General features: G+C 68.7%; 13 protein-coding genes. 7 read left to right on the top strand and 6 right to left on the bottom strand.

Annotated features, from left to right (window positions below):
- Positions 1-29: 29 nt before the first annotated feature.
- Together ABD255_RS31610 and ABD255_RS31605 are read left to right on the top strand one after the other, a co-directional pair.
- A complete protein-coding gene (locus ABD255_RS31610; RefSeq protein ID WP_344220451.1) occupies positions 30-1,307 on the top strand; it encodes an ABC transporter substrate-binding protein in 1,278 nt (425 codons plus the stop codon).
- A complete protein-coding gene (locus ABD255_RS31605) occupies positions 1,304-2,251 on the top strand; it encodes a carbohydrate ABC transporter permease (protein ID WP_344220450.1) in 948 nt (315 codons plus the stop codon). The genes ABD255_RS31610 and ABD255_RS31605 overlap by 4 nt, the downstream gene beginning before the upstream one ends.
- Before the next feature lie 38 nt (positions 2,252-2,289).
- Here ABD255_RS31605 and ABD255_RS31600 read toward each other — a convergent pair whose 3' ends face one another.
- A complete protein-coding gene (locus ABD255_RS31600; protein ID WP_344220449.1) occupies positions 2,290-3,486 on the bottom strand; it encodes an RNA-guided endonuclease InsQ/TnpB family protein in 1,197 nt (398 codons plus the stop codon).
- A gap of 140 nt (positions 3,487-3,626) precedes the next feature.
- Between ABD255_RS31600 and ABD255_RS31595 the strand changes: the two genes are divergently transcribed.
- Genes ABD255_RS31595 through ABD255_RS31585 form a run of 3 tightly spaced genes read left to right on the top strand, consistent with a single transcriptional unit; the run spans position 3,627 to position 8,632 of the window.
- The gene (locus ABD255_RS31595) at positions 3,627-4,412 is read left to right on the top strand and encodes a carbohydrate ABC transporter permease (protein ID WP_344220448.1); all 786 of its coding nucleotides are present in this window, start codon (positions 3,627-3,629) and stop codon (positions 4,410-4,412) included.
- A complete protein-coding gene (locus ABD255_RS31590) occupies positions 4,409-6,535 on the top strand; it encodes an alpha-galactosidase (RefSeq protein WP_344220447.1) in 2,127 nt (708 codons plus the stop codon). Before ABD255_RS31595 ends, ABD255_RS31590 begins: the two co-directional genes overlap by 4 nt.
- 33 nt (positions 6,536-6,568) lie before the next feature.
- A complete protein-coding gene (locus ABD255_RS31585) occupies positions 6,569-8,632 on the top strand; it encodes an NPCBM/NEW2 domain-containing protein (protein ID WP_344220446.1) in 2,064 nt (687 codons plus the stop codon).
- A gap of 170 nt (positions 8,633-8,802) precedes the next feature.
- On the opposite strand, the gene ABD255_RS31580 is transcribed toward ABD255_RS31585, so the two are convergent.
- Entirely contained in the window at positions 8,803-11,895 is a 3,093-nt protein-coding gene (locus tag ABD255_RS31580; protein WP_344220445.1) for a LuxR C-terminal-related transcriptional regulator, read from the bottom strand.
- Between ABD255_RS31580 and ABD255_RS31575 the strand changes: the two genes are divergently transcribed.
- Complete coding sequence (locus ABD255_RS31575; RefSeq protein ID WP_344220444.1) at positions 11,884-12,402, top strand: DoxX family protein; 519 nt, start codon at positions 11,884-11,886, stop codon at positions 12,400-12,402. The two genes, ABD255_RS31580 and ABD255_RS31575, sit on opposite strands and share 12 nt — an antisense overlap.
- 1 nt (position 12,403) lies before the next feature.
- On the top strand, positions 12,404-13,729 hold the full coding sequence (locus ABD255_RS31570; protein WP_344220443.1) for an FAD-binding oxidoreductase: 1,326 nt from the start codon (positions 12,404-12,406) through the stop codon (positions 13,727-13,729).
- 57 nt (positions 13,730-13,786) lie between these two features.
- Here ABD255_RS31570 and ABD255_RS31565 read toward each other — a convergent pair whose 3' ends face one another.
- From ABD255_RS31565 to ABD255_RS31550, 4 genes are all read right to left on the bottom strand, one after another.
- Positions 13,787-14,527, bottom strand: coding sequence for a class I SAM-dependent methyltransferase (locus ABD255_RS31565; RefSeq protein ID WP_344220442.1), 741 nt, complete (start codon positions 14,525-14,527; stop codon positions 13,787-13,789).
- Positions 14,528-14,662: 135 nt separating this feature from the next.
- On the bottom strand, positions 14,663-16,093 hold the full coding sequence (locus ABD255_RS31560; RefSeq protein WP_344220441.1) for a GH1 family beta-glucosidase: 1,431 nt from the start codon (positions 16,091-16,093) through the stop codon (positions 14,663-14,665).
- Positions 16,094-16,168: 75 nt separating this feature from the next.
- Positions 16,169-17,173, bottom strand: a complete 1,005-nt coding sequence (locus ABD255_RS31555) for an ABC transporter ATP-binding protein (protein WP_344220440.1) — start codon at positions 17,171-17,173, stop codon at positions 16,169-16,171.
- Entirely contained in the window at positions 17,170-18,216 is a 1,047-nt protein-coding gene (locus ABD255_RS31550) for an ABC transporter permease (protein ID WP_344220439.1), read from the bottom strand. Before ABD255_RS31550 ends, ABD255_RS31555 begins: the two co-directional genes overlap by 4 nt.
- Between the last annotated feature and the right edge of the window lies 1 nt (position 18,217).

Raw genomic sequence — 18,217 nt, 5'->3', positions numbered from 1 at the left:
ACCGCGTGCCGAGATCTCAGGAGTAGGGCATGACGGATCGGCGGACGTTTCTCAAAGGGCTCGGGATGCTCGGGGCCGCGACCCTGATCCCGGGGTGCGCGACCTCGACCTCGTCGCCCGGTTCGGGCAGCAGTGCCGGGGCGACCGGACAACTCTCGCTGCAGTCGAACCTCTCCTCGGAGCAGGCGAAGGCCGCGATGGAGAAGCTGGTCGAGGCCTACAACAAGACCGGCGGCAGCACGGCGAAGCTGAACACCGTCGCCTCGGAGATCTTCCGCACCCAGCTCCCGACGTACCTGACCTCGGCCAACCCGCCGGACGTCTACACCTGGTACGCCGGCTCGGTGGCGGACTCGTACGCCAAGAAGGACCTGCTGCTGGACGTCTCCAGCGTCTGGGACAGCATGAAGAACTACCCGCAGTCGATGCAGACGCTGTCCACCAGCAGCAACGGCGAGAAGATCTTCGTGCCGACCAGCTACTACTGGTGGGGGATGTTCTACCGCAAGTCGAACTTCGCCAAGTGGGGCGTCACGCCGCCGAAGACCTGGGACGAGTTCATCGCCGTCTGCAAGACGATCCAGAGCAAGGGCGTTCCGCCGATCGGCATCGGTCTGGGCGACACCCCGTGGGTGGCGTCGGCCTGGTTCGACTACCTCAACATCCGGATCAACGGTGCCCCGTTCCACCGCCAGTTGCTGGCCGGCGAGGGCCGCTTCGATGACCCGAAGGTGAAGGCCGTCTTCACCAAGTGGCAGGAAGCCCTCCCGTACTTCGACCCCAAGGGCAAGTCGTTCCCCTTCCAGGAGGCGACGTCCGCGCTGCTGGCCGGCAAGACCGGAATGTTCCTGATCGGCACCTTCTTCGCCGACTCGGCCCCGAAGGACGCGCTCGACGACATCGACTTCTTCCAGTTCCCGATCATCGACCCGTCCGTCCCGGTCGCCGAGGAGGCGCCGACCGACGGCTACTTCGCCTCGAAGAAGGCGAAGGACCCCGAGGGCGTGAAGAAGTTCCTGACCTGGCTGGCGACGCCCGAGGCGCAGGAGATCTACGTGCAGAGCTCCTCCGGTACGGCGATCCCCGCGAACCCGGACGGCAAGTCCGCCGACACCCCGCTCGTACAGAAGGGCAAGGCGATGATCGAGGGCGCGCAGGAGCTGACCCAGTTCTTCAACCGCGACTCGAGCGACGCGCTGCAGCCGACCGCTGATGCCGCGCTGACCAAGTTCCTGGACAAGCCGGACCAGCTCGACAAGATCCTCAAGGACTGGCAGGCCGCGGCGGAGAAGGTCTTCCAGGCGTGACCGCGACAGCAGTCGAGGCTGAGCCCACTCCGAGCCCGCCGCCGCGCTCCGGCGGCCGGGCGCGGGGCGGTGAGCGACGCCCCTGGCGAGTATCGCCGCTCATCCTCGCCTTCGTCTTCATCCCGTTCGCGATCGAGGCGGTCTGGGTGTTCTGGCCCGCCCTGCAGGGATTCTGGCTCTCGCTGACCCGGTGGGACGGTCTGTCGGCACCGACGTTCGTCGGCCTCGGCAACTTCGGCGACATGGTCTCGGACCCGATCTTCCGGACCGCGCTGAAGAACACCGCGATCTGGCTGGTGCTCTTCGGCGGCCTCAGCGTCATCGGCGGGTTCGGGATGGCGCTGCTGCTGCAGAAGGAACGCCGCGGCGTCGGCATCTACCGGGCCGCGCTGTTCACCCCGGTGGTCTTCTCGCTGGTCGTCACCGCGCTGATCTGGCGGGTCTTCTACCAGCCGGACGGCCTGATCGACTCCGTACTGCGGGGCGTCGGCCTGGGCGACTTCATCAGGCCGTGGCTGGCCGACCCCGACACCGCCCTGTACGCCGTGATCCTGCCCGCGTTGTGGCGGCAGATCGGCTACGTGATGGTGCTCTACCTGGCCGGCCTGAAGGCGGTCGACCCGGCTCTCTACGAGGCCGCCAAGGTGGACGGAGCCTCAGCCTGGCAGCGGACGCGGTACGTCACGATCCCGCAGTTGAAGGGCGTGAACTCGGTCGTGCTGTCGGTGATCGTGATCGATTCGCTCCGGTCGTTCGACATCGTCTGGTCGATGACCAGGGGCGGGCCGTACCACTCGTCCGAACTGCTCAGCACCTACATGTACTCGACCGCGTTCCAGTCCACCCAGTTGGGCTACGCGTCCGCGATCGCCGTGGTGATCTTCATCCTCGCCCTCGCGGTCATCCTCGGCTATCTGATCCGCGCCTTCCGGGAGGAGACTTGACGTCCTCCCCGCCCCTGAAGAGTCGGGGATTCCAACCACTACCTGGAGGTAGCGTGTTGAGGTTCACGCTTCAGCGAGACCCGTACGGGCGTCTCTCGGCGTGCGCTGGCGGCCCGTCCGGCCGCGATGTTGACTGCCGCGTTCACGTCCGCGTTCGCCTGATGTCCGCAGGCTGTGCACCGGAACACCGCTTGGTTCTCGCGGTTCTCTGGTGCGCAGTGCCCACAGGCGCTGCAGGTCTGCGATGTGTACGCAGGATTGATTCTCTCGACACGTCCCGCTGCCTTGTGCTCCAGGCGCTGGACGAGCAGCCCCCACCCGCTGGCCAGGATGCCCCGGTTCAGTCCCGCTTTGGCGCGGCGACGGTTCCGCAGGTAGACGCCCGGTCGTTCGGGGTGGGGTTTGGGCCGGGGGCGTCTGGTCATCTGGGTGACCCGCAAGTCCTCCACCCGGATGACATCGAACCGCCGTGCCAGGTCGGTGCTGGTCTTCTCCACCCAATCTTTGCGACGGTCACCGGCACGGGCGTACAGCTTGGCGATCGCGGCCTTCACCCGCCGACGCCGGTTGGAGCCGCGACGGGACCGGGCAAGACAGCGTTGCAGGTGCTTGAGCCGTTCCTGTTCACGTTGCGACAGACCGGGGCAGGTCAGAAGTTCGCCGGTGGACAGGGCGGCCGCGATGGTGACTCCGCGGTCCACCCCGACGACCTCACCCGTCCCGGCTGCGGGGATCTGCGGCGGGATGACAGCGAACGCGATATGCCACCGACCCGCCCGGTCGTAGGTGATGCGGTACGACTTTGCGTCCGGAATGGCACGGGACTGCCGGAACCGCACCCAGCCGATCTTGGGCACCAGCACCCGTGCCCATTTCCGGCTCAGCTTCATCACGCGGGATGCCTGGGCGCCGACGATGCGGAACCCCTCGTTGAGCCCTGCCTTGCGCCACGTCGGCCTGCGGTGGGTGCCAGCATGGAAGTTCTTGATCGCCTGGTCGAAGTCCCGCAGGGCCTGCTGCTGGACTGTCTGCGAGCCTGCCCGCAGCCAGCCGACTGCACTCCGTGCCTCGGTCAGTTGCCGTGCCTGCTCGACGTACCCGGGCGTCGGGCCTTTGCTGCGAGTCCACATCGACCACTGCTCAAGTGCGAGATTCCACACGTACCGCGCGTGCCCGCACTGCTGCAGCAACGCGGCCTGCTGCGTGGGAGTCGGGTACATCCGGAACCGGGTCATGCCATCTATCCAATCAGCCGGGACCGACAGTCCCCGATCCCCGAAGGGAGGGAGTCGCGGTTCGTCCCCGTCCTGAAGGACGGGGCCTTCTCGCGACACCTCAAGTGAATCGCCTCAAGACCTCTGGCTACCACGTGGCGATGGGGCTCATCTCGTTCCTGTGGGTCGCGCCGATCCTCTGGGTGATCGTGATCTCGTTCCGTAGCTTCGACGACGTGGCGGCCAACGGGCTGGGGTCGTTGCCGCACTCGTTCACCTTCTCGACTTACAAGTCGGCGTGGGAGGACGCGGACGAGTTCCGCGCGTTGATGAACTCGCTGGCGGTGACGATCCCGGCGGTGATCCTGAGCCTGGGATTGGCGTCGACGGCGGCGTACGGGCTGGCGCGGTACAGCATCCCGTTCCGGCGGACCGTCTTGTTGCTGATGTTGATGGGGAACCTGCTGCCGCCGCAGATCCTGCTGATCCCGATCTCGCGGTTCGTGGAACTGACCGGGTACTACGACACGCTGTACGCGTTGATCGCCGTGCACGTCGGGTTCGGTCTGGGGTTCTACACGTTCGTGCTGCACGGGTTCATGCGGGATCTGCCGAAGGAGATCCAGGAGGCGGCGACGATCGACGGCGCCGGGCCGGGGAAGATCTACGCCGCTGTCATCCTGCCGCTCACGCGCCCGGCGATGGCCGCGCTCGGCGCTCTGTCCTTCACCTGGATCTTCAACGACCTGCTCTGGTCGATCACGGTGATCCGCTCCGGCGAGAAGATGCCGGTCACGCCGGCGCTGCTCGGTCTGCAGGGTCTGTTCGTGTCCTCCTGGAACGTGATTGCCGCAGGCACCGTGATCGCGGCCGTTCCCACCCTCGCGGTGTTCCTGAAGTTCCAGAAGCACTTCGTCTCCGGGCTGGCGATCGGAGCCGTCAAGTGAGGTGGACGTTGCGCGGAGCAACCACCTCGTACGTGGTGGAGGTGCCCTCGCATGGACGCTGGGCCTCGCTGGTTGCCTGGGGCCCGCACGCCGTTGCCGACGGCCCTTCCACGGTCGCGCCCGTCGGCACCGAGCACTTCCTGCCTCGAGCAGACGTCGAACCCCTCGAATACGCAGTACGGGGCGTCCGCTACACCAGCCCAGCCGAGTTGGTGGTGTCAGGCCCGGACGGCTCCGACGAACTACGACCGGTGTTCACCGAAGCCACCGGCTCCACCGCAGCAGCCCGCGAAGCCGCTTCAACCTCGCCCGGCGCAGCCGTCCTCGCCTCCGTCAACGCCCCTACCCCCACCCCGGTCGGCGCCGGAGGCGGCGATTCGTTGGAGCTCACGTTTGTCGACTCCCTGCGATCACTCCGGCTTGTTCTGCATTACCGGATGCCTGCCGACCAAGATGTCGTCGAACGTTGGGTGTCTGTCTTCAACGACGGCTCCGAGCAGCTCACCCTGCATCACCACGACTCGGCGGGCTTCGTCATTCCCACCCTGAGCGGCGCGTTGATCCGCCACCTCTGGGGTGAATGGAACGGCGAGTTCCAGCAAGGTGAGGTCGTACTCCGGCGAGGGCGGTTCAGCGTCGACAGCAGGCAAGGCATCACCGGGCATTCCTATTCACCCTTCCTGTCCGTCGCCGACATCGAAGACCCGGCCGGTACCACCTGGGGCGTACAGCTCGCATGGTCCGGTTCGTGGCAGTTGAGCGCGGACGTCGACACCACCGGGCAGACCCGGATCCAGGCGGGCCGGGCTCCGTCCAGCCTCGGTCTCGCCCTCGCCCCGGGATCATCCTGGGTCTCCCCGGTGGCTGTCGGCGCGTGTAGTTCCGAAGGCCCCGACGGTCTCGCCCGGGCCTTCCACGCTTACCAGCGCTCGTTCGCCAGAGGTCTGCCCCAGAAGGTGGTCTACAACTCGTGGTTCGCCACCGAGTTCGACGTACGGGCGGATCAGCAACTCGAGCTGGCCCGGAGAGCAGTGCGGGCCGGGGTGGAGACGTTCGTGGTCGACGACGGCTGGTTCGTCGGCCGGTCGGACGACACCGCGGGACTGGGGGACTGGGAGGTGGATCCGGCCGCCTTCCCCGACGGGCTCGGGTCGTTCATCACGGACCTGAAGGAGCTAGGTCTCGGCTTCGGTCTGTGGGTGGAGCCCGAGTCCGTCAGCCCCGGTTCCGCGCTGGCGGCCAAACACCCCGAGTGGATCCTGCGCACCGAAGGCCGTGAGCCCCTGCTGATCCGCAACCAGCTGTTGCTGGATCTGAGCCGGAACGACGTGGCCGAGTGGATCTGGGAGACGCTCGACCGGCTGCTGTCGTCGTACGAGATCAGCTATCTGAAGTGGGACGCCAACCGCGCGCGCCTCGATGCGGGTGACCAGAGGCGGGATCTCGACGGAGACGTCGTCACCAACCTCTACAAAATCCTCGACCGGCTTCGGGCGGACCACCCGCAGGTGTTCGTCGAGGGCTGTGCCGGGGGAGGGGCCCGCGTCGATCTCGGAATGGCCGCGCGGGTCGACACCCTCTGGCCGAGCGACAACACCGCGCCACTCGATCGGCTGAAGATCCAGCGCGGCTTCCTGACCGGATACTCGCCGCATTTGATGAGCTCGTGGGTGACCGATGCCGAAGGCACCCATGACGGCCGCGAACGCTCGCTCGACTTCCGCTTCCACGCCGCGATGGCCGGCGGGCTCGGCATCGGCGCGAACCTGTCGAAGTGGACTGACCGGCAGCTGACTGTTGCCGCCGGCCACGTCACGAAGTACCGCGAGATCCGCCAGGTCGTTGCTGAAGGCGACGTCTATTGGTTGAGCGAAGGCCCGGTCGCCGGCGTGCAGTACGTCGGCGCCGACCGGTCGGTCGTGTTCCTCTGGAACACCGGCGACAGCAACGTCCGCGGCACCCTGCCGACGCGACCCCGACGGATCCCGCTGGCCCAGCTGGATCCCGCCAAGAACTACCGGGTGGGCGATGAGACCTACCCGGGCAGCTACCTCCTCCAGGTCGGCGTCCTCCCGGACGGCACGACCGATTCGCACTGCCTGGTCGTCGAGACCCTCGACTGACCCGTCCCGTCCCTGGCAGCAAAGGATTACGACGTGAAACGACTACCCGCCCTGCTCGGCGGCCTGATCGCGGCGGTCCTGGTGACCGCTTCGATCGCGGCGCCGGCGTCCGCAACGCCCACCCAGGAGCCCGCGGTGCTCAGCCCGACGCCGTACATGGGCTGGAACACGTACTACGGACTCGGTGGTGACTTCACCGAGACCAGCATCCGTTCGGTCGCCGACGCGATGGTCGACCGCGGTCTCGCGAAGGCCGGCTACGACATCGTCTGGCTGGACGGTGGCTGGCAGGCAGACCAGTCGCGCAGCGAGGCCGGCGACCTGGTGCCGAACCCGGCCAAGTTCCCCAACGGCCTGAAGCCGCTGGTCGACTACATCCACGGCAAGGGCCTGAAGGCCGGTATCTACACCGACGCCGGTCCGTACATCCCGGGCAAGTGCGGCCTCGGCAGCGGCGGCTACTACCAGCGTGACGCCGACCAGTTCGCGGCCTGGGGCTTCGACGCCGTCAAGGTCGACTACCTGTGCGGGATCGCGGCGGACCTCGATCCGAAGACCGCCTTCACCGAGTTCGCCCAGGCGCTGCGCAACAACGCGAGCGGCCGGCCGATGATCTTCAACCTCTGCAACCCGGTCACCTCACCCGACTGGGGCAACTACCCGGAATCGCAGCAGTCGATCAACTCCTGGTCCTACGCGCCGGACATCGCCCAGTCCTGGCGGACGTACACCGATGTCGGGTTCCAGGGCGACATCAAGTTCAAGGACGTACTGCGCAACTACGACGCCAACGCCAAGCACCCCGAGGTCGTCCGGCCCGGCGCGTTCAGCGACCCGGACTACCTGGCTCCCGAGCTCGGCATGTCCGACGAGGAGTTCCGCACCCAACTGACCCTGTGGTCGGTGGCGGCGGCTCCGCTGGTCGTCGGCAGCGACGTCCGGAAGCTCAGCGCGACCACCATCGGCATGCTGACAGACCCGGACGTGATCGGGATCAACCAGGACCGCGCCGCAGTACAGGCTGTCCGCGTCGGCGCGGCCGGTACTACGGAAACGTGGGTCAAGCGGCTCGCCGACGGCGGCCGGGCGGTCGTGCTCCTCAACCGGGGCGACAGCGCGAAGACCCTCACCACCACGGCGTCGGCAGTCGGCCTGCAGGGTGATCGCTTCACCCTGAAGAACGCGTGGACCAACGCGGTCACCGAGAGCGCCGGCACCATCAGCGCGGCGGTTCCCGCGCACGGCACGGCGCTGTTCCGGGTTCAGCCTGCCACCGGTGTGCCGGGGATCTCCCACGTCACCGCCGGCATTCCGCAGGTCACCCAGGTCGGCACGCAGGTCCTGCCGGAGGGTACGGCCCCGGTGGTTGCCGGTGGCGACGAACTCCGCGTCGAGGTTGCCGTACGCAACGACGGTGTACTGCCCGTGTTCAAGCCGACGGTCACGCTGGCTGCTCCGGCAGGGTGGACCGTCACGCCGATCGGCAAGGCGCCGGTGCTGCTCGCCGAAGGCCAGCAGACCACCTTGTCCTTCAAGGTGAAGTTGCCCGCCACCGCCCCGGCGGGTAACGCGGCGCTGACCGCGACCACGGCGTACGACGTCCTCGGGCACGGGCGGTTGCGCCAGACCACGGTCGCTCCGCTGATCATCGCGCCGGTGCCCCCGGACGGTACGGCGGCGCTGTCGCACCATCCGTGGATCTCCGCGACCAGCGGCTGGATGTCCCCGACGATCGACGAGAGCGTCGGCGGCGGATCACCGATCAGCCTGGTCAGCCAGACCTACCCGACGGGCATCGGCGTCGCCTCCCCGTCGCTGGTCCGGTACTACGTCGGCCAGCAGTGCAGCAGGTTCAGGGCGACGGTCGGGATCGACGACGCAGTACGGAATGTCGGTCCGGAGGGTGGCACGTCGACCTTCCAGGTGATCGGCGACGGCAAGGTCCTGTACGACTCCGGCGTGGTCGACCGGGACAACCCGAAGGCTGTCGACGTGGATCTGACGGGCGTCCGGGTCCTCGACCTGGTAGTCGGCGACGCGGGCGACGGCGGCTACAACGACCGAGCTGACTGGGCAGCCCCGACGGCTACCTGCTGATCTGTCGCAAACAAGGGTGGTGGTCGGTGACTTCGCGGGAACACCGACCACCACTTGTTGCCTATTTGATCAGATCCCCGACTCTTTGGGCAGCGGGCGGCACCTGCGAATCCCAGGAGTGCCGCGCCCGGTGGTGGAAGCCGCGAACCACGGCCGGCTGATCAACGAGGTCAATTTGCAGTAAGTGGTGGTGGGACTCGCAGCTCGGAGAGTGCGGTCAGACCTTCGTCGGCGCGGTCGGGGATCAGCAGCAGAGTGCAGGCGTGTTCGAACCGGGCATCGATCCGGGCGAAGCGCTCCGCGGCCTCCAGGAGGGCGGTGGTGTCACCGGACAGCCGGGCGGTCGCGCGCAGAAGACAGGCGGTGGCGAAGTCGTTCTCGGCCGCGGTTGGGGCAGCGGCTCTGAGCCAACGATCGGCATCGGGCAGGCCTATGACGACCGCCAGTTCGGCGCCTGCGGCGTGTGCGTAGGGCGCCCACCAGTACTCGGCGAACTTCGCGAACGTCTGCTCGACCAGGGTCTTGGCTCCATTGCCGTTGTGTACGGCGACCCGGGCGTCGGCGAAGGCGGTTACAGCGCTCAACCATGGTGCTACCGCGTGGCGCCCGGCGCGGGCGAGTTCGAGCGCGCGCTGCTGCCAGGTCTCGTACGAGCCGTCGCGCCGCAGACCGTGAGCCATAGCGGCGACGGCGAGAGCGGACGACATCCACTCCTGCGGCGGCGACCCGGCCCGCTCCCACCTGGCCCACAGAGTGTCGGCGTCGGCGATGCACTCGTCGAAGCGCCCGGTCAGTCCGTTGAGGCGGATCACTCGTGGTAGCCAGAGGTAGGTGCTGTCACCGGCCAGCAGATCTCCGGCCGCCTCCCCGGCACTGGCCACGAGCGACGGGATCTTCTCGTACTCGGGCAGCGCCGCCGGCAGGTCGCCGGTGGCGACTGCGGTAGTCGCGGCCACGTGGTACGCGTCGACGATCTCGGCTGCCGCATACGGTTCGTGGCGGGGGAGCGGGGCTGTCAGCCGGAGTCGTTCCAGGGCATGGGTCCGGGCCTCGCGGAGGTGGCCGGCGTTGCCGAGGGCGACGCAGAGTGCGTCCAGCGCTCCCGCAGTCAGTACTGGGTCACCGGACCGTCGGGCTGCCTCCACGGCTTCCCTGGCGAGCTGGGTGTCGGCACCGATCCGTCGCGGGCCGTGCTCCCAGGCTTTGGCCGTGGCGAGTAGTGCGGCGACCTGCGAATCGTCGAGGGAGCGCTCACCGGACGCGAGCGCATCGGCGAGCAGAGCGGCGCTCTCGTCCTGCGGCAGCGCGTACATCGGGCCGGCCGGGTAGCGGTTGATCGCGATCACCGCCGAGGCCAGCATCGTTGCCCGGACATTGCCATCGGCAACGGCCAGCTCGGCGGCCTCGAGCAGGAACCGGACCGTGGCCGGCCCGTCGGCCAGCACGAGAGCCGTATCAGCGGCCGACCGCAGATCCCGCGCCGCGCTCACCCCGTCCTCTGCCCGTTCGGCAGCTGCCCGGTAATGATCAACCGCCTCGACGAACCCCCGACTGGCGAACGACAGATGCCCCAACGACCGGGCCAAGCGATGCGCCGTCGAATCCGGCACCCCGGCGGTTCCGGCCAGAGCAGCGCGAAGGTCGTCGACGACGTCATCGAAGTCCATCCGCCAGCCGCCGGCGACCGCCTGCCCGCCCGGCGAGCTGCGATCCCCGTCACCCGACGCCCGGCCGGCTTCAGCAACTGCGCGGTCGAGGTCGATCCGTGATTCCAGCTCGGCGGCGGTGGTGGCGGCCCAGCGGAGGTGGCGTGCGCGGGCTGCTTCGGTTTCGCCGGCGGACTCGAGTTGTTCCAGAGCGAAGGCGCGGACTGATTCCAGCTGACGCCAGCGGGCGCGCCGGCGTACGAGGAGGCTCTTGTCGGTGAGGCGGCCGATCAGATCGGCGATCTCGCCGCGGGAGTACTCCGGGCTGGTGGCGCAGGCGGCGTCGAGATCCGCGCCGCCGACGTAGATCCCGAGGCGCCGGAAGAGAACCCGCTCGTGCTCGTCGAGCAGGTCGTGGCTCCAGCCGATCACCGCGCTCAGCGAGCGGTGCCGGGGGTCCGATCCGCGACCGCCGGCGAGCAACCGAAGCTGGTCGTCGAGAGCCAGCAGACCGTCCAGCCCGAGCGACGCCGTACGGGCCGCGGCCAGTTCGATCGCGAGAGGCATGCCGTCCAGCCGCCCACACAGCTGAGCGACGTCGGCCGGGTCGGCGGCGAAGGCGGGGTCGACGGCCTGCGCCCGATCCAGGAACAGCTGGACGCCGTCCGAGTCAGCCGGCAGCGGCGACAGCAGCACCACGCGTTCACCCGGTACGCCGAGGCGCTCCCGGCTGGTCGCGAGCACGGTCACCTCCGGACAGGCGGCGAGCAGCAGTTCGACCAGTTCGGCGACTTCCGCCACGAGATGCTCGCAGTTGTCCAGCACCACCAGCGAACGGCCTGAGGACAACCGATCGACCAACGCCTGGTCCAGCGACTGCGGCGGCCGCTCCGTCACGCCCAGCGCACCGGCTACCACCCGCCCCACCAACCCACTTCGCACCGGCACCAGATCCACGAACGCGCCGGGATCGGCGGACTCCGCGGCGATCACCGCCGCCAACCGGGTCTTGCCCATGCCCCCGGGACCGAGCACGGTCACCAAACCCGCTTCCCGCAGAGCCGCGGTCACCGCCGCCACCTCAGCCGCGCGCCCAACGAAGGTGGTCCGGCTGACAGGCAGCCCGCTCACCCCCCACCCCGCGACGCCCGAGCCCGCGACGCCCCGATCCGCGGCGCCTCCACCCGCGACGCTCCGGCCCGCGACGCTTCGGCCCGCGACGCCTCGGCCCGCGACCCCTCCACCCGCCACGCTCCGGCCTGCGGCATCTCCGCCTGCGGCGCCTCCGCCTGCGGCGCCTCCGCCTGCGGCGCCTCCGCCTGCAGCGCCTCCGCCTGCGGCGTCCTGCCTCCCGGCGCGTCCGCCGGCGGTGCCGACGCCGCTGTCCGCGGGGCCGGACCGAGACTCCGCCACCAGGTCAGCCAGCTCCCGGCGGTCGGCGGCGCCGTACTTGCGGAGGAGGGAGGAGACGTGGCTCTCGACCGTCCGCACCGAGATGTGGAACGCGGCGGCGATCTGGGCGTTCGAGCGATGGGCGGCGATCGCGGCGAGCACCTCGGCCTCGCGGGCCGAGACCTCGATCTGACCGTCGGGGACCATCCGCCCATGATCACCCATCCGTGGTCCTTTCCGTGGTGGATCCGTGGTGAGCACGGATGCCCGCGCCGTACCACCCGGCGCATCGTCGTCGTACTGAACCCACCCAAGGAGGTAGCGATGAGCACCATCGGTACGACGACCAGCACCTGGAAGGTACGGCCGGGGACGGTCGGTCTGTGGATCCTGCAGGTGTTTCTGGCGTTCCAGTTCGTCTCCGCCGGCCTCATGAAGCTGGCCGGCAACGAGGTGATGATCGGGATGTTCACCGAGATCGGCGCCGGCCAGTGGCTGCGGTACGTGGTCGGCGCTCTCGAAGTCGCCGGCGCGCTCGGCCTGTTGGTGCCCCGGCTGTGCGGCCTCGCCGCACTTGGACTGACGGGCGTGATGGCCGGTGCCGTGGTCACCAACGTCTTCGTACTCGGCTACTCCCCGGCGATCGCGCTCGGCTTCCTGCTGGTCGCAGGCCTGATCGCCTGGTTCCGCCGGACCGCGATCCGCGAACTCGTCGCGAAGGTGGCGAGCTGAGATGGACGGGCTCCTGAGCCGCGGTTTCGAGGGCACCCTGGTACGGCCGGGGGACGAGGAGTACGACGCCGGCCGGGCGGTCTGGAACGCGGTCGTCGACCGCCGGCCGGCGCTGATCGCGCGGTGCGCGAGCACGGCCGACGTTGTCGCCGCCATCCGGTACGGCCGGGAGGCCGGGCTGGAAATCGGCGTACGCGGCGGCGGCCACAGCTTCCTAGGCCTCCCGGTAGTGGACGACGGCCTCCTGATCGACCTGTCCGGGCTGTCGGCCGTCCGCGTCGATCCAGGCACCCGGCGAGCCTGGATCGGGGGAGGAGCCCTGCTCGGCGCGCTGGATGTCGCCGCTCAGCGCTACGGCCTGGCGACGACGGCGGGCAACGTGTCCCACACGGGTGTCGGTGGTCTGACCCTCGGCGGCGGGACCGGCTGGCTCGGCCGTCTGCTCGGGCTGGCCTGCGACAACGTCGCCTCGTACGAACTGGTCACCGCCGATGGCGCCGTACTGCGGGTCGACGCGAAGAACCACCCCGACCTGTTCTGGGCGCTCCGCGGCGGTGGCGGGAACTTCGGTGTCGTGACCGAGTTCGAGTTCCGCCTCCACCCCGTCGGCACCCAGGCGATGGTCGTCAACCTCGACTACGAAATGGACGAAGCCCGTACGGCGCTCCGCGGCTGGCGCGACCTGCTCGCCCACACCCCACGCCGGGCAACGCCGGTCGCACGTGTCGGCCCCTCAGCCGAGTTCGACGGCCGACGGATGGCCAGCATCGGCTTCGTCTGGGTGGGTGACCCAGAGGAAGGCCGACAGTTGATGACCGCCTACTCCGGGATCGGCCGCCCCACCGCCCGACGGGTCCGCGAACTCACCTACCTGGACCTCCAGACGGGCGACGACGAGATCGAGCAACACGCACTACGCCGCTACTGCAAGGGCCTCTACCTTCGCCAACTCCCAGACCAGGCCATCGACGCTTTCCTTGCCCCAGGCCACGAAATAGGCGCCCGCCTGGCCCTCAACGGCGGCGCGATCGCCGACGTCCCACCCGGCGCTTCGGCGTACAGCCATCGCGACGCCTTGGTCGAGTTCACCACCTCAGCCGGCTGGTCAGACCCAGCCGAGGACGCCACAAGACTCGCCGCCACCCGCACCTACGCCGCCGGCCTGGAACCCTTCTCCAGCGGCTCCTACGTCAACACCCTGTCCGACGACGGCACCGCCTCGGTACGCCGCGCCTACTCCACCGCCGACCTCACCCGCCTAGCCACCATCAAACGCCAGTACGACCCCACCAACACCTTCCACCGCACCGCCAACATCCAGCCATGACACCCCGCGGATCGCCGTCCGGGCGAGCATCCCGGAGATGGTGAGAACCGTCGACGACTACTTGGCCGGCTTGCGCCAGACGGAGAGATGACTCCCGCTGTCCGCGGTGAAAGGTGCGCGGTCCCAGCCGGCGTACCGGGACTCGACCTCGAGGCCGGCCAACTGGGCCATCAGGTCGCATTCGGAGGGCCAGATGTAGCGGAAGTTGCCGGAGCCGTAGCGGGTGGTGCCGTCCGGCTCGGTGTAGTAGTGGTGCGACGCGCACTGCTGGGTGACCACGTCATAGGTGTCGAAGATGAGGTGATCCTTCGTCAGCTGCATCGGTACTGCGGTCTGGCCGGGCGTCAGCCGTTGCAGCGGCGGGACCCAGAGCTCGATCACGAATCGTCCACCCGGGGCGAGATGCCTGGCCGCGTTCCGGAAGCACTCGACCTGCTCGGCCTGGGTGCGGAGGTTGGAGATGCTGTTGAAAACCAGATACACCAGGCTGAACTCTCCCGGCACCGTCGTGGTAGCCATGTCGCCGACCACAACCGGGAGCTGCTCCGCGGACACCTTCTGCCGCAGTTGGGCCACCATCGGCTCCGACAACTCAATCCCCGTCACCGGCACTCCACGCCCAACCAGCGGAATGGCAACCCGCCCCGTCCCCACCGCGAACTCCAAGGCAGGCCCCTTCCCGGCCAACTCCGCCAGAAAGTCCACCGCCGGACCAAGCACCTCCGGCGCGAACATCTCCGCCGACGTCTCGTCGTACCGCCGCGCCGTCTCCTCATCCCACAACTCACTGCTACTCATCCCACCACCCTCACCGACCGACAACGCCCCCGTCGACCGATTTACCGCCACCCCACCGGCAACTCAGCGACGTGATATGGATGAGGTTCTCCGAGGAGTCAGGCCTGGTGCAGCGTTGACCAACTCGAGCGACAGTCAGCGGCTGCGGTGCTGGATGGCGACGTCCCTTAAGTACAGGGCGCTTTGCTTTGGGATGCGGGTTTGGGTTTCGTAGTCGACTCGGACGATGCCGAAGCGTTTGTCGTAGCCGTAGGCCCATTCGAAGTTGTCCAGTAGGGACCACGCCAGGTAGCCGCGGATGTCGGCGCCTTGGTTGATGGCGGAGGCTACGGCGGCCAGGTGGGAGGCGAAGTACGACGTGCGGCCCTCGTCGACCACGTAGCCGGTTTCGTCGGGGACGTCGTCGTAGGCGGAGCCGTTTTCGGTGATGACCATCGGGAGGCCGGGGTAGTCCTTGCTGATGCGGACCAGCAGGTCGGTGAAGCCCTCAGGGACGATCTCCCAGTCCATCGCGGTGCGAGGGCGGTTCAGCGGCAGGGTCCGGCTGATCGGGAGGCCGTCGTCGCCGACGGTGCGGCCCTGCTCGTCGTAGCCGGTGAACTTCTGGCTGAAGTAGTAGTTGATCCCGAGTACGTCGATCGGCGCCGAGATGGTCGCCAGGTCGCCGTCGCGGACGGGGATCTCGACGCCCTCCAAGGCCAAATCCGCGATCACGTCGGCCGGGTAGCGTCCGTGCACCAGCGGGTCCAGATAGATCCGCGCGCCCATCCCATCAGCACGACGTGCCGCCTCGAGGTCCGGCTCGGCGTCGCTCGCCGGGTACGCCGTCGCCGCGTTCAGCGTGATCCCGATGTCGATCGGCCGGGTGGCCGCCTCGCGCATCCGCTCGGTGGCCAGGCCGTGCCCGAGCAGCAGGTGGTGCACCGCCGCCACGGCCGCGGGGTACTCCTTCCGCCCCGGCGCATGTACGCCGTACGCGTAGCCGAGCATCGCCGAGCACCACGGCTCGTTCAGCGTGGTCCAGGTGTTCACCCGGTCGCTCAGCGCGTCGAACACCAGCATCGAGTAGTCCGCGAACTTGTACGCCGTATCGCGCGCCGGCCAGCCGCCCGCGTCCTCCAGTTCCTGCGGCAGGTCCCAGTGGTAGAGCGTCACCCACGGGTCGATGCCCTGGGCAAGGAGTTCGTCGACGAGCCGGTCGTAGAAGCCGATGCCGGCCGGGTTCACCGGACCCGTGCCGTGCGGCTGGACCCGCGACCACGACACGGAGAACCGGTAGGTGTCCAGGCCGAGTTCCTTGATCAGGGCAACATCAGCGGGCATCCGGGTGTAGTGCTCGCAGGCGACGTCGCCGTGGTCGCCGTTGTCGATCGCGCCGGGAACCCGGCAAAAGGTGTCCCAGATGGACGGGGTCCGGCCGTCGACGTCGACGGCGCCCTCGATCTGGTAGGCGGAGGTGGCGACTCCCCAGCGGAAGTCCGACGGCAGGCTGGAGATCAGCTCCTGCTCAGCCGCCGGGGCGGTGAACGCGACAGGTGAGGTGGTGGGGACAGCTGTGGTGTTCATGGATGAACGTACGGCGCGCGCCGGTGGGCGAGCGCCGTACTGGCTCCCTTCGGAGATGTAGGAGGGCGACGGAGATCAGGCGACGGGAACGCGGCCCGGGAGCCAGCAGGCCACCTCGCGGTTCGGGTCCTTCCTGGCCTCGGGAACACCGAGGACGGGGATCTCCGTCGAGCAGCGGTCGAACGCGTGCGGGCAGCGCGGATGGAACGCACACCCGGTGGGCATGCCGCGCAGGTCGGGCGGCGACCCGGGGATGCCGGCCAGCTCCCGGCGCGGACCGCGGAGCGCCGGGAAGGACTTCAGCAGTCCCTCGCTGTACGGGTGCAGGGAGTCCTTGTACAGGTCGGTGGACTTCGCCTGCTCGACGATCCGGCCGCCGTACATGATCGCGATGCGGTCGGAGAACTCGACCAGCAGCGACAGGTCGTGGGTGATGAACAGCACCGAGAAGTCCAGCCGCTCGCGCAGTTCGACCAGTTGGGCCAGGATCTGCCGCTGCATCACCACGTCCAGCGCGGTGGTCGGCTCGTCCATGATCACCACCTGCGGCTCGAGCACGAGCGCCATCCCGATCATCACCCGCTGCCGCATACCGCCGGACAGTTGGTGCGGGTAGGCGTCCATCCGGTCCGCCGAGATGCCGACCAGCTTCAGCATCTCCTTGGCCCGAGCCACCCGGGCCTCCTGGCTCAGCTGCGGCTCGTGCGCCCGGATCACGTCGAGCATCTGGGTGGAGACCTTGTGCACGGGGTTGAGCGAGTTCATCGCGCCCTGGAACACGATCGAGGTCTCGGCCCAGCGGAACGCCCGCAACTCGCTGTTGCTGAGCCCCATCACGTCGTACGGGTCGCCGCCCGGCGGGTGGTAGATGACGCTGCCGCCGCTGATCACGCCGGGCGGCGGAAGCAGCCGGGTGATGCCGTAGGCAAGGGTCGACTTGCCGCTGCCGGACTCGCCGGCCAGGCCGAGCACCTCACCGCGGTGCAGGGTCAGCGTGACGTCGCGGACCGCCTGGACGGCCTGGTCGCCGAGGCCGTAGTCGACGTTGAAGTTCTTGATCTCCAGCACTGGCGGCTTCATGCGGCGCCCTTCGCTTCGTCGGCGGTCTTGCGGACCACGGGAGTGACGGGGTCCTGCTTGCCGTTCTGGGACAGCACCGGGGTGAACCCGACGCGCATCTTGACCGTGTGGCCGTCGGCGGTCTTCAGCCGGGTGTGGCCGGCGCTGCGCAGCCGCGGGCTGACGAACTCGTCGATGCCGAAGTTGATCAGCGACAGCGCGGTACCGAGGATCGCGATCGCCAGACCGGCGGGAACGAACCACCACCAGGCGCCCTGGGCCAGGGCCTGCTGGCTCTGCGCCCAGAACAGGATGGTGCCCCAGTTCCACTCGGAGATGGTCGAGATGCCGATGAAAGCCAGGGTGATCTCGGACATGACGGCGAAGATCACCGTGCCGACGAAGCCCGACGCGATGATCGCGGTCAGGTTCGGCAGGATCTCGACGGTGATGATCCGCCAGGTGCTCTCACCGGTGGCCCGGGCGGCCTCGACGTAGTCCCGCCGTCGCAGCGAGAGCGTCTGCGCCCGTAGTACGCGGGCTCCCCAGGCCCACGAGGTCAGGCCGATGACCAAGGCAACCATCAGGTCACCGGCGCCGGGGATGGTGGAGGCGACGATGATGATCAGCGGCAGGGCCGGGATGACCAGGAAGACGTTCGACAACGCGGACAGGCCCTCGTCCGCCGCGCCGCCGAGGAAGCCGGAACTGACGCCGATCAGGACCGACAGCGCGGTCGCGATCAGGCCGGCCAGCAGCCCGACGAACATGACCCCGCGAGTACCGACGAGCACCTGGCTGAAGATGTCCTGGCCCAGGTGGGTGGTGCCGAACCAGTGCTTGCCCGAGGGCCCCTGGATCAGGTCGCTGCTGCGCGCCGACGGGTCGTACGGCGCGATCCACGGGCCGATGACCGCGATCAGGCAGAAGAAGCCGAGCACGACCAGGCCGGTCGCCGCCTTCGGGTTGGCGACGAACCGCAACCGGCGGCGCTTGGCCGGCGCGGCCGCGGTGGCCGGACCGTCGGGGGTGACCGCAGTGATGGTGGTGGCTGGTGCGGACATC

This window comes from Kribbella sancticallisti (assembly GCF_039530625.1).
Lineage (GTDB): Bacteria > Actinomycetota > Actinomycetes > Propionibacteriales > Kribbellaceae > Kribbella > Kribbella sancticallisti.
Note: the sequence above shows the minus strand (reverse complement) of the source record. Positions and strands in the feature narration are given on the sequence as shown.

Excerpts from the sequence above, each read along its gene's own strand:
- ABD255_RS31610 (WP_344220451.1), top strand. The coding sequence starts at position 30 with ATGACGGATCGGCGGACGTTTCTCAAAGGGCTCGGGATGCTCGGGGCC.
- ABD255_RS31600 (WP_344220449.1), bottom strand. The coding sequence starts at position 3,486 with ATGACCCGGTTCCGGATGTACCCGACTCCCACGCAGCAGGCCGCGTTG.
- ABD255_RS31595 (WP_344220448.1), top strand. The coding sequence starts at position 3,627 with ATGGGGCTCATCTCGTTCCTGTGGGTCGCGCCGATCCTCTGGGTGATC.
- ABD255_RS31575 (WP_344220444.1), top strand. The coding sequence starts at position 11,884 with ATGATCACCCATCCGTGGTCCTTTCCGTGGTGGATCCGTGGTGAGCAC.
- ABD255_RS31580 (WP_344220445.1), bottom strand. The coding sequence starts at position 11,895 with ATGGGTGATCATGGGCGGATGGTCCCCGACGGTCAGATCGAGGTCTCG.
- ABD255_RS31570 (WP_344220443.1), top strand. The coding sequence starts at position 12,404 with ATGGACGGGCTCCTGAGCCGCGGTTTCGAGGGCACCCTGGTACGGCCG.
- ABD255_RS31565 (WP_344220442.1), bottom strand. The coding sequence starts at position 14,527 with ATGAGTAGCAGTGAGTTGTGGGATGAGGAGACGGCGCGGCGGTACGAC.
- ABD255_RS31560 (WP_344220441.1), bottom strand. The coding sequence starts at position 16,093 with ATGAACACCACAGCTGTCCCCACCACCTCACCTGTCGCGTTCACCGCC.
- ABD255_RS31555 (WP_344220440.1), bottom strand. The coding sequence starts at position 17,173 with ATGAAGCCGCCAGTGCTGGAGATCAAGAACTTCAACGTCGACTACGGC.
- ABD255_RS31550 (WP_344220439.1), bottom strand. The coding sequence starts at position 18,216 with ATGTCCGCACCAGCCACCACCATCACTGCGGTCACCCCCGACGGTCCG.